The following is an 11,342-nucleotide window of genomic DNA, read 5'->3' on the forward strand; positions in this document are numbered from 1 at the left end:
CGCTCACCCTTTCGGCGGCGCCAGCGGCTGCACGATCTCCTTGAACGGCGCCAGCGCCTCGCAGCGGTCGGCATGCGCCGCGAGCGCCAGATAGCGCGCCGCGTCGAGCAGAAGCGGATGCGCTTCGCGGGTGAAGCGCACGACGCAGGCCACCGCGATATCGGCATGGCCAATGCGATCACCCAGCCAGTATGGCGTCGTTACCTTGGCGCGCTCGGCGTCGAGCACGCCGAGCACGTCGCCGATCTGCGCCTGGCAGCGCTCGACCCACAGCGCAAGCTGCTCCTTCCGCAGCACCCGCTCATAGAGCAGGCTCACGGCCTTGTCGCCGAGACCGGAGGCAAGCGCGCAGATGCGCAGGTGCTTGCGCCGCTCGGCGCCGCTGCGCGGCAGCATCGCCTTCCCCTCGCCGACCAGTTCGTCGAGATAATCCAGGATGATCGTGCTCTCGATCAGCGCCTCGCCGTCGTCGAGCACCAGGGTCGGGACGCGGCGCAGCGGATTATAGGGCGCGATCTTGTCGGCATCGCCGAAGGTGGACCACGGCCTGTGCTCGAAGGCGAGCCCGTAAAGCCGCAGCGCAATCGCGACGCGACGGACGAAGGGGGAATCATATTGGCCGATCAGGAACATGGTTCTCGCTCTTCTCATTGGCGGGACACGGCGGGGCCGGTCAGTTTCCACGACCAGATCGGCGCGGCGCAAGAAAGAATATGGAAATGGAGCATTGCGCCGGTTGCAACGGCACCTGCAACATCACGCGCAAGGTGCGCGCTGTGCGATCAAAGGCCGTCCTGGATCGAGCGCTTGATGGCGGCGATCGCGGTTTCGTTGCGCTTGTACATCGTCCACTGCTTGATCCGCTTGGCGCGCACCAGCTTTGCGGCCGTCAGTACCCGCATGTGCTCGCTCACGGTCGGTGCGCTGACGCCGAGCTTCTCGGCGATCAGCAATCCGCAGACGCCGTCCTCGACCAAGTCGCCATCGGCCTGCTCGCGAAAATGCCTCCGCGGATCCCGCAGCCAGTCCAGAATCTGCAGGCGGCGTTCGTTGGCCAGCGCGCGCAGCGCGACAGTGAACTTCATTTAGTCATTTTGCTAATTACCTAATTGATGTCAACTCTCCGATGGGCTATCAAGGACGGCGTCATGACAGCAACGACGGACATCACGCGGGAGCGGATTGCGGCGACCGAGGCCGTCATTCGTCCGCACGTAAGGCGCACGCCCCTCATTGTGGCCGATCTCGCCGATTTCGGCCTGCCGGCGGCGCCCATCACGTTCAAGCTCGAGATGCTGCAGCATTCCGGATCGTTCAAGGCGCGGGGCGCATTTGCCAATCTGCTGCTGCGGCCGGTGCCGCAAGCCGGCGTGGTCGCCGCATCCGGCGGCAATCACGGGGCGGCGGTCGCCTATGCGGCGCAGCGGCTCGGCATTCCCGCCACGATCTTCGTGCCCGATATCACCTCGCCAGCCAAGGCCGAGCGGATCAAGGGGTATGATGCGAAACTCGTGATCGCGGGCAGCCGCTACGCCGATGCGCTCGCCGCGAGCGAAGCGCATGTTGCACGGACCGGTGCAATGGCAGTTCATGCCTACGACCAGGCCGAGACCCTGCTCGGCCAGGGCAGCGTCGGACTTGAGCTGGAGCAGGACGCGCCCAGCATCGATACGCTGCTGGTGGCGGTCGGCGGCGGCGGGCTGATCGGCGGCATTGCCGCATGGTACAAAGGCCAGACGCGCATCGTCGCGGTCGAGCCCGAGCAATCGCCGACCCTGCACGCCGCCATCGCGGCGGGAGCTCCGGTCGATGCGCCGGCCGGGGGCATCGCCGCCGACAGCCTTGCGCCGCGGCGCGTCGGTGAATTGATGTTCCCGATCGCGCGGGCCCATGTCGAGCGGGTCGTCCTGGTCAGCGACGAGGCGATCCGGCAGGCCCAGGCAGCTTTATGGTCGAGCCTGCGTCTCGTGGCCGAGCCCGGCGGCGCGGCCGCCTTTGCCGCACTGCTGTCCGGCCGCTATCGTCCCTTGCCCGGCGAACGCGTCGCAGTACTGGTCTGCGGCGCCAACACCACGGCGGTCAAGTTCGACAGCTAGTCTCAAAATTGCATGATCGGGCCCCGCGCCGTCATCCTGGCATCGACCCTGCTTGCGTTGATCGGAGCCGCCGGCGCGCATGCACAGGACCGCCCTATCGGCTTCCTGACGCCGTCGAAAAACAGCGCCTGCCAGTTCTTTGCCGATAACGGACAGGGCGTGCTCCGCTGCGACATCGTGAACATGGAGGCGCGCCCGCACCGGCCTGCCGATTGCGAGCTCGATTACGGCCACGCCTTCGAGATGAGCGCGAAGGGCAGCGCCAACCGCATCTGCGCCGGCGACACGGTGATGGACCCATCGCTGCCGGTGCGCGCCTATGGCGAGGCGTGGCAACGCGCTGGCTTTACATGCCGATCGGAGCAGATCGGGCTGACGTGCTTCAACGCCATGCGACAAGGGTTCTCGCTGGCGCGGGCGGAGCAGAAGGTGTTTTGAAATAGCGCGACGTAGCCGGCATGAGGCTGCTGCGGCGTAAGCAAACAAGCGATGCCCAACGGCAACAGCCGGACGTTTTCGCTGCTTCCCTGCCACAACTCCACCTTGCCGGACAGATTGTCGCATGGTTCATTCCGTGGAACCTTGGGGAAGGCCAATGACTCGGCGGTTGGGCGCTGCAGCGGCTGGCGTGGCATTTGCGGCGATCTCGCTGAGCGGCAGCGCTCTTGCCGCCGACCTGCGGCTGAAAGCCCCGCCGAAGCCAGTCGATTTCAATCCGTTCTGGGCCGAGGCCGACTATCTCGCCTGGAGCGTGAGCGGCGACAAGCTGCCGGCACTGGTGACGACTGCGCCCGTCGGCACGCCGCTCGGCGTAGCCGGCGTGCTCGGGCAGCCCACCACGACCGTGCTGTTCGGCAATTCCAGCGTCAACAATGACTGGCGTTCGGGCGGACGCATCACTGGAGGATACTGGTTCGACCCGCAGCGCAGCCGCGGCATCGAGACGTCGTTTTTCGGACTGGCGAACGCCTCGACCGGCTTTGCCGCCAGTTCCAGCGCCTATCCAATCCTGACGCGGCCTTTCACCAACGCGCTGACGGGACTTCCCGACGCGTTGATCGCAAGTTTCCCGGGCATCTCCACCGGCAGCGTCAACGCCAGCGAGACATCGCGTCTTTTCGGCACCGGCGCGCTCTATCGCCAGGATATCGGCATGTGGAGCGGGCAGCGCGTGAACGCGCTGATCGGCTATCGCTATCTGCGCTCCTCCGACACGCTGTGGATCACCGACACCGCGAGCAGCGTCGCTTTCGGCACGTTTACGCCGAGCGACAATTTCAAGGCGGCCAGCAACTTCCACGGTCTCGATCTTGGTCTCACCGGTGACTGGCGCAATGGCCCGTGGTCGCTGGAGTGGCGCGGCAAGGTCGCGCTCGGCGCAAACCTCAACACGGCCGACGTTTCGGGCTCGACGACTTCGACGATCGCCGGCTTCACGACGACGGTGCCGGGCGGCTTCCTCGCATTGGCCAGCAACAGCGGCCATTTCTCGCAGACCAAATTCGCCGTGATACCGGAGCTGTCGTTGAAGGCCGGCTACCAGATCGCGCCCGCCTGGCGCCTGACCGTCGGCTATGACGTACTGTACTGGACCGGCGTGCAGCGCGCCGGCGGCCTGATCGACACCAACATCAATCCGAGCCTGGTGCCGCCGGGACCGCCTGCCGGCCCGACCCGACCTCTGCCAGTGATGAACACGACGAACCTGCTCGCGCAGGGGTTCAGCTTCGGCGTGCGGTATAATTATTGAGTGTGGGGTGAACGCGATCGCCATACTCCGTCATTGCAAGCGCCTTGTCCGCCATAGCGCGAAGAGCGACGGCGGAAGCAAAGCAATCCAGAATCTTTCCGCGGAGGAAGTCTGGATTGCTTCGTCGCAAGGGCTCCTCGCAATGACGGTGGGGAGGCAGCCGCGCACTACTCGATGATCGGCACATGCCTCGCCGCGTCGCGCGGCGCGGTGCCGTCGAGACGCGGATCGTCGGCGATCTCGATCTGGCGGCGGAACGGGTGGAAGCCGGAGCGCTGATAGAACGCGACGGCGGAGGGATGGTCGAAGGTACATGTGTGCACCCAGACGCGGTGCAGCTCGCGCGACCAGGCGAGCTCCAGCGCGCGGTTCATCAGGAAGCGGGCGGCGCCCGTCCCGATCAGCCCGGCGGTGACGCCGAAGTAGACCAGCTCGCACTGGCCGGCCTCGCGGAAGTCCAGCTCCAGCAGGCCTTCGTCGCGGCCATCCGCGACCAGGGCGTAGACCTCGACGCCCGGTGCGTGGATGATTGCGGCGAGCTCGGCATTGTTCATGCGGGCGCGCGAGAACCACAGCCACTCCTCGCCGACGCGGCGATGGAGGTCGCGATACCAATCGAGCGGGGGCGCATCGACCTTGCGCAGAGTCCAGGCGCCGGGCGGATCGTCACGGCGCGCGGGAGGTGCGGTCATCTCGAGATGCGTGACGACGGCGGCGATCTTGCCGGCGGGGATGTCGGAATAGCCGTCGGGGATGATCATGGGGCCTCTCAGAAAGACATGGCGAACAGCTCGCTTGCGGCATCCTTCGAGACACCCGCCTACGGCGGGCCCTCAGGATGAGGTCGCGTTTCGCGGCGAGATACTAGACCCCCATGGTGAGGAGCCCGCCTAAGCGGGCGTCTCGAACCATGCAGGCCGCGCTCTTCCGGCACTCACCGGCCAACAAGTCGCTCATCTCGGCGTCAACGAGATCGCTTCCGCGGTCGCGGCTTCGACGGCCGAACGGTTGTAGAGCAGCGGAACATATTGGCCTGCGGCCCAGAGCGGGGCGAGGTCGCGATAGTGGGCGCTGAAGGGATCGCCGGATTGTCCGGGCGTGTTGATGGTGCGGCTCGCATCCCAATTGCCGACGTCGAGCACCATGCGGAACGAGGCGCCGGCGAACAGCTGGTAATCGGCGCGGCGATAGGTGGCCGCGCGCGGCACATTGGCGGCGCCGCCATAGGCGAGCGGGCCGACCGAGAGCTGCGCGGCGGTCGCCTTGTCGGCAAGCGGCATCAAGGCATGGTCGAATTTCGCGACGTGCAGCCGGCCCCAGCGCCAGGTCGATGAATCGGGCCCGAGCTTGCTCGTGACATCGGCCACCGCGGAACCAATGCTATCGCGCAGGACCTGGTCGCGCGCGGCAGCGGGATCGGAACCGAGCGCCGCATCCGGAGATTCCAGATAGGCGACGAGCGCCGAAATGCTCGACGCCTCCGGCGCGATCAGATCCGCCGCCTTGGGAGCCGCGGTCTTCAGCAGCCTTGGGCCGAGATGATTGGCGATCCAGACCTCGAACACGGCGGCCGCCGCGCTGTCGGCGGCATCGCGCGCGTCCCATGGCTTGAGCAGCTCGAGACCCTTCTTCACATTGGGATCGTCGGAGGTGAGCGGCTGCAACAGCTTGACGAGGCGCCGCCCGAGCATCGCGGTGTCGTCGTTCTGCAAGTCCATCGCGTCGGCGAGCGTCACCTTGCTGTTGGCCGCGAGCACCTCGGTGATGCGTTGCCAGCGGGCGCTGTCGGACCATTCGAATCCGACCTTGCGCTCGGCTATCGGATAGTCGGCCGGCAGGTTCATCTGGTTGGCGGTGGCGAGAAAGCCCTGCTTAGGCTGATAGGCCTTCGGCAATTCGTCGAGCGAGAGGAAGCCCTGCCACTCGTAGCGGCCGTCGCCCGGCACCGGCATCAGGCCGTCGAAATTGCCGCGCCGCGGCGTCTTGCCGGCGGCAACCCAGCCGATATTGCCGCGGGTGTCGGCATAGACCTGGTTCTCCGACGGCGCGCCCCAGCGCCGCATGGCGGCGAGGAAGCCGTTCCAGTCCTTCGCGGTCATGTAGTCGGAGGAGCCGAAATAGGCGGAGGTGCCGGGCTCGAACCAGATCGAGCGCACGGCAAAGGCGCGCTTGTTTGCATCGTCGACGAAGATGACGGGACCGTGGCGGGTGAACTTCAGCTCGAGGTCGCGATCGGCCTCGCCTTTGACCTGCTCGGTCTCGTGGACGATGCGCATGTCTTCCCAGCCATTGCCGTAGCGGTACTGGTTTGGGTTTTGCGGATTGAGTTCGTAGACGTAGAGGTCTTCCTGGTCGACGTTGAAAATCGTAAGGCCGAAGGCGATGGTGCCGTTGTGGCCGATCGAGATGCCGGGCAGCGCCGGCTCGCCGGCGCCGATCACCGAGAGGCCCGGCGCATTGAGGCCGACGATGTAACGCAGCGAAGGCACGCTGTGCTCGCGATGCGGATCGTTGGCAAGGATCGGGCGGCCCGTCGCCGTGCGCGAGGCCGCGATCACCCAGTTGTTGGAGCCGATGGTGTCGCGCTGCTGGTCGGCCTCGGTGAGGTATTTGTCGGGATCGTGCGTGAGCGCGGCCTGCTTGTCCTTCGGTGCCGCGAAGGCGACCGGGCGCGTCGCGAGATCGTAGGCCGCGAGCACGGCCTTGGGCACGCTGCAGGGGTCGAGACCATCAGGGATTTTCGTCGTCCATGCCGGCTCGAGCTTGACGCGAAAGCGATCGGCGTCGAGGCCGGCCGCGCAGGCGACCAGCGAGCGTTTGACCTCGGAGGCAACATTGCGCGTCAGGCCGTGGCTGCGGATGCGGACGACGTCGTCTGCCGTCCACGGATCAGGCATGGTGCCGGCGATCCTGAACTCGATCGGCAGCGGACGTTTTCCCGCGCGCACATCGGCGACATAGGCGTTCACGCCGGCGACGAACGCGTCCGCATAGGTCTTCGCCTTGGGACCGTAGGCCGCCCATTCTGCGTTCATGTCGCCGCGATAGAGGAACAGCCGCAGCGCCTTGTCCTGCTCGGCATAGACCGGGCCGTAGTCCTTTGCGAGCAGGCCGAGCCCGCGCTTGCGCCAGAGATCGATCTGCCAGAGCCGGTCGCGCGCGGCGTTGAAGCCCTGCAGAAAGAACAGGTCGTGCTCGTTGCCGGCATAGATGTGGGGAATGCCCCAGACATCAACCAGGATCTGGGCGGGGGCATTGAGACCGGCGACGTCGGTCTTGAGCTGCCGCGCGCTTCCGAGCGGATTCGCCTTCTCGCGCGCCATTGTGGTCGAGGTGAGCAGCGCGGCGCAGATCGCTGCGCCACAGAGTTTTTGGATGACCCGGTTGAAATCCGTGTTCATTGTCTTATCCCGTTGTTGTTCTTTGGGCGCTTGCTTGGTGAAGCCCCGTAGCCCGGATGGAGCGAAGCGTAATCCGGGATCGATCAGCGAATGAGAAAACCCCGGATTGCGCTTCCGCCTTCGCTCTTCGAGCTACGGCGGACAGCGCTCCATCCGGGCTACGAAATCCGCCTAACCTTCCCCCTCGTCGCTCGCCAGCACGCCCTTCACGGCGCGCGCCCAGCCCGCGAGCTTCCGCTCGCGCGTCGCCTCGCTCATGTTCGGCTTGAAACGGTGCTCGAGGCGCCAATTGTCGGCGAATTTGGTCGGCTCGGGATAGACGCCGGCCTGGAGGCCGGCGAGATAGGCGGCGCCCAGCGCCGTGGTCTCCTGGATCACGGGGCGATCGACCGGCGCGTCGAGGAGATCGGCGAGGCGCTGCATGGTCCAGTCGGACGCGGTCATGCCGCCGTCGACGCGCAGCACGACGCTGGCGGTTTCCGAGCTCGGCCAGTCGGCGCGCATCGCGGCCCAGAGGTCGAAGGTCTGATAACAAACGCTCTCCAGCGCGGCGTGGGCGAGCTCGGCAGGCCCGGTGTTGCGGGTGAGGCCGAACAGGGCGCCGCGCACGCGCGGGTTCCAGTAGGGCGCGCCCATGCCGACGAAGGCCGGCACGAGGTAGACGCTCTGCATGGAGTCCGACTGATCAGCAAGAGGTCCGGTCTCGGCGGCGTGCTTGATGATGCCGAGGCCGTCGCGGAGCCACTGCACCGCGCTGCCGGCAACGAAGATCGAGCCTTCGAGCGCGTAGGTGCGTTTTCCCGCGAGCTGATAGGCGACGGTGGTGAGCAGCTTGTTCTTCGACACCACGGGCGTGGTGCCGGTGTTGAGCAGCGCGAAGCAGCCGGTGCCGTAGGTGGACTTCATCATGCCCGGGCGGAAGCAGGCCTGGCCGATGGTCGCGGCCTGCTGGTCGCCGGCGATGCCGGAGATCGCGATCGCGCCGCCGAATAGATCCGGCACGCTCTCGCCGAAGCGGGCGGAGGAATCCTTCACCTCGGGCAGCATCGAACGCGGCACGCCGATGATCTCGAGCAGCTCGTCGTCCCATTGGCCGGTGTGGATGTTGAACAGCAGCGTGCGCGAGGCGTTGGTGGCGTCGGTGGCGTGCACCTTGCCGCCGGTGAGGCGCCAGAGCAGGTAGCAGTCGATGGTGCCGAACATCAATTCGCCGCGCGCGGCGCGCGCCCGCGCGCCGGGGACGTGGTCGAGGATCCAGGCGACCTTGGTGCCGGAGAAATAGGGATCGATGATCAGGCCGGTCTTCTGCGAGATGACAGGCTCGCGGCCGTCGGCTTTCAGCTTGGCGCAGATGTCGGCGGTGCGGCGGTCCTGCCAGACGATGGCGCGGTGCACGGCCTGCCCGGTGGCGCGGTCCCACACCACGGTGGTCTCGCGCTGGTTGGTGATGCCGATCGCGGCGATGTCCTTTGCGGTGATGCCGGCCTGCTCGATCGCGTCGCGGCAGACCATCACGGTCGAGGTCCAGATGTCCTCCGGCTCATGCTCGACCCAGCCCGAGGCCGGAAAATGCTGCGGAAACTCCTGTTGCGCGCGCGCGGCAATCGAGATGTCGCTGCGGAAGACGATGGCGCGCGAGGAGGTGGTGCCCTGGTCGATGGCGAGAACGAAAGACATGGTAGCTACCTTGGCGTTTTCTTGGCGTTTCCCTGGAGGCGGTCAGTGTGTCGGGCCAAAAGGAGCGGATTAGGGCGGGAAGGTCAAGGCCGCCACGCCCGCCGAGGCGGTTGACGGTGCACCGCCCGGGCGAGCCGGGAGGCTAGGACGGCGGGAGCGAAGATGATACATGCCGGGCCGGGTAAATCGGGGCGACATGACATTCACTTCCCTTCAGTTTGGCCTCTTCGTCGCGATCGTGTTCGGCGCCTATTATCTGCCGCCTTTGCGCCGCTTCCAGGTCCAGCTGCTGGTGCTCGCGAGCCTGGTGTTCTATAGCTCGGGCCAGCCGGCGCTACTGCCGCTGCTGCTCCTCGCCGTGCTCGGGACCCATCTCTGCCTGGTGCTGGCCTTCGACAACCGCGCGATCTGGATGCCGGCTGGAATCGTCTTCAATCTCGCGTTGCTGGCGTTCTTCAAATACAAATTCCTGCTCGTCGATGCGTCCACGGCTTACCCGATCGGCTTCGCGCCGCTGGATTTCCTGTTGCGGCTGCCGCTGCCAATCGGCATCTCCTTCTTCGTGTTCCACAACATCAGCCTTCTGGTCGACCTCACGCGCGAGAAGCGGCCGCCGCCACTGCGCGACGTCTTCCTCTACATCATCTTCTTTCCGCAGCTCGTGTCCGGACCGATCACGCGCGCGGGCCAGTTCATGCCGCAGATCGTCCCCAAACAGCTCGCCAACGTCGATTTCGCGGAAGCCGCCAAATGGATCCTGACTGGCTTCTTCTTCAAGCTCTACGTCGCCAACAATCTCAACGAGATGACGTCCTACATGGACTATCCGCTCTATGAGACGGTGGCCACGCAGGACCGCTGGCTGCTCGTGTTCCTGTACAGCTACCAGATCTATGCCGACTTCTTCGGCTATTCGGCAATCGCGCTCGGCCTCGGGCTGCTGTTCGGCTACCGCCTGCCGGTCAACTTCGACCTGCCCTACATCTCGGCTTCGTTCTCCGAGTTCTGGACGCGCTGGCATATCTCGTTGTCCAGCTGGCTCAGGACCTATCTCTACATCCCGCTCGGCGGCAACAGGAAGGGACCGGCCAGAACCTGCCTCAATCTGATGATCGTGATGACGCTTGGCGGCCTCTGGCACGGCGCGAGCCTGAGCTACGCATTGTGGGGCATGCTGCACGGCCTCCTGCTCGTCGTCGAGCGGCCGTTTCTGAAGGTGCTGGGCGAAGCCGGCCCTGTCGTGCGCGGCGCCCGCATGGGCGTCGTCTTCTTCTGCGTGACGATGCTCTGGATCTTCTTCAAGCTGCCGAACTTCGATCACGCGCTCGGCTACCTCGCAGGCATGTTCACGCCGACGGACAATCCCAATCCGACAAAACTGTTTCGCAACATGGCTCTGCTCTACGCCCTCCCCGTTCTCATCCAGCATCTCGGCCTCGGCGCGCTCGCCAGTGGCAGGTTGCGGCGATGGGAGCCGTATCTCTATGGCGCGCTCGCGGCGTTGGCCTATCTCGAGGCGGGGCCAGAGGCCGCCTTCATCTATTTCCAGTTCTGATGATGGCACAGATGTCCGGACTTCCATGGTTGATCAGATGTGCGGGTGCAGCCGTGGCGCTGCTGCTGGTCTGCGGTCTTGCCACGGCGCGGTTCGGCTCCGCGCTCCAGCAGCCGTCCGTCACGACCCGCGACGGCAGCCTCATCACCCTCCACCGCTATCTGAGAGAGCCGGTTCCGGACATCGTGCTGGTCGGCAGCTCGGTCGCCTGGCGGCTCAAGGAGGAATATTTCTCGCTTCCCCGTTTCCGCAATCTTGCGCTGGCCGGAGGCTCGCCGGTGACCGTCCTCGAGATCCTCGCGAAACAGGCGAGCTTGCCGAAGATCATCCTGATCGAGACGAACATCCTGTCGCGCGAGCCCGACAGCGAGCTGATCGGACAATTCTCCGGTCGCACGCGCGCGGAAGCGCCGTTCCTGCGTCCCGTGCGCGCGGCGGTTGCGGTCCACGAGACGTGGAATCACGCGCCGCCCAATGCCGCGCAGGCTCGCGCCGAACAGGATCGCCTGCTCAGGGAACCGCCGAGCACGTTCGACAACAAGGCCTATCTCGACCTGGCGCTGCGACAGATGAATGAAGGGGAGCCGACGGGGCCGGTGCGCGCCAATGTCGCGCGCGTCAGCGAGCTGATCGACGAGGTCCAGCGGCGCGGATCCCGTGCCTTCCTGATCGAGATTCCGTTCGAGGCCGGGATCGAGGACTCCCGCCTCGTCACCATGAGCAAGGCGATCGTCCAGGCGGCTTTTCCGGATCAGTCGCCGTGGTTACCGATCAATCCGCCGCGGGGCGAATTGCGCTGGGCCGATGGTGTGCATCTCGACGAGCGATCGGCTCTGATCGTCGTGCGCGCCATCGAAAGCGCG

The 11,342-nt window shown here is 65.8% G+C and carries 10 protein-coding genes (1 of these 10 only partly in view); 5 read left to right on the forward strand and 5 right to left on the reverse strand.

What is annotated here, in order from left to right; genetic code table 11:
* Positions 1 to 3: 3 nt before the first annotated feature.
* Positions 4 to 633, reverse strand: a complete 630-nt coding sequence (locus E4K65_RS24740; protein WP_135176361.1) for a glutathione S-transferase family protein — start codon at positions 631 to 633, stop codon at positions 4 to 6.
* A 149-nt stretch (positions 634 to 782) separates the two neighbouring features.
* Positions 783 to 1,085 carry an ArsR/SmtB family transcription factor gene (locus E4K65_RS24745; RefSeq protein ID WP_025576453.1) on the reverse strand — a complete coding sequence of 101 codons (303 nt, stop codon included), beginning with the start codon at positions 1,083 to 1,085 and terminating at the stop codon, positions 783 to 785.
* Positions 1,086 to 1,148: 63 nt separating this feature from the next.
* Here E4K65_RS24745 and E4K65_RS24750 point away from each other — a divergent pair, with 63 nt between their 5' ends.
* The 3 genes from E4K65_RS24750 to E4K65_RS24760 all read left to right on the forward strand — a co-directional run bounded on the left by E4K65_RS24750 (position 1,149) and on the right by E4K65_RS24760 (position 3,846).
* Positions 1,149 to 2,096: a threonine/serine dehydratase gene (locus E4K65_RS24750; RefSeq protein ID WP_430649035.1), complete on the forward strand. Its 948-nt coding sequence runs from the start codon at positions 1,149 to 1,151 to the stop codon at positions 2,094 to 2,096.
* 12 nt (positions 2,097 to 2,108) lie between these two features.
* Positions 2,109 to 2,534, forward strand: coding sequence for a DUF6636 domain-containing protein (locus tag E4K65_RS24755; RefSeq protein ID WP_135176363.1), 426 nt, complete (start codon positions 2,109 to 2,111; stop codon positions 2,532 to 2,534).
* A gap of 157 nt (positions 2,535 to 2,691) precedes the next feature.
* The gene (locus tag E4K65_RS24760; RefSeq protein WP_135176364.1) at positions 2,692 to 3,846 is read left to right on the forward strand and encodes a BBP7 family outer membrane beta-barrel protein; all 1,155 of its coding nucleotides are present in this window, start codon (positions 2,692 to 2,694) and stop codon (positions 3,844 to 3,846) included.
* A 167-nt stretch (positions 3,847 to 4,013) separates the two neighbouring features.
* Here E4K65_RS24760 and E4K65_RS24770 read toward each other — a convergent pair whose 3' ends face one another.
* The 3 genes from E4K65_RS24770 to glpK form a co-directional block, all read right to left on the reverse strand.
* On the reverse strand, positions 4,014 to 4,607 hold the full coding sequence (locus tag E4K65_RS24770) for a GNAT family N-acetyltransferase (protein WP_135176366.1): 594 nt from the start codon (positions 4,605 to 4,607) through the stop codon (positions 4,014 to 4,016).
* A 192-nt stretch (positions 4,608 to 4,799) separates the two neighbouring features.
* On the reverse strand, positions 4,800 to 7,247 hold the full coding sequence (locus tag E4K65_RS24775; protein WP_135176367.1) for a penicillin acylase family protein: 2,448 nt from the start codon (positions 7,245 to 7,247) through the stop codon (positions 4,800 to 4,802).
* Positions 7,248 to 7,418: 171 nt separating this feature from the next.
* Positions 7,419 to 8,924 (reverse strand): glycerol kinase GlpK, encoded by a 1,506-nt coding sequence (gene glpK / locus E4K65_RS24780; RefSeq protein ID WP_135176368.1) that lies wholly within the window; start codon positions 8,922 to 8,924, stop codon positions 7,419 to 7,421.
* Between the two features lie 196 nt (positions 8,925 to 9,120).
* Here glpK and E4K65_RS24785 point away from each other — a divergent pair, with 196 nt between their 5' ends.
* Both E4K65_RS24785 and E4K65_RS24790 read left to right on the forward strand, forming a co-directional pair.
* A complete protein-coding gene (locus E4K65_RS24785) occupies positions 9,121 to 10,479 on the forward strand; it encodes an MBOAT family O-acyltransferase (RefSeq protein WP_135176369.1) in 1,359 nt (452 codons plus the stop codon).
* Positions 10,480 to 10,490: 11 nt separating this feature from the next.
* Positions 10,491 to 11,342, forward strand: partial view of a hypothetical protein gene (locus E4K65_RS24790; RefSeq protein WP_135176370.1) — the 5' portion only. The gene runs 36 nt beyond the window's last position; 852 of the gene's 888 nt are visible here — the first part of the coding sequence; it begins with the start codon at positions 10,491 to 10,493; the stop codon falls past the right edge of the window.

The sequence above is a fragment of the Bradyrhizobium niftali genome (genome assembly GCF_004571025.1).
GTDB classification, from domain to species: Bacteria; Pseudomonadota; Alphaproteobacteria; order Rhizobiales; family Xanthobacteraceae; genus Bradyrhizobium; species Bradyrhizobium niftali.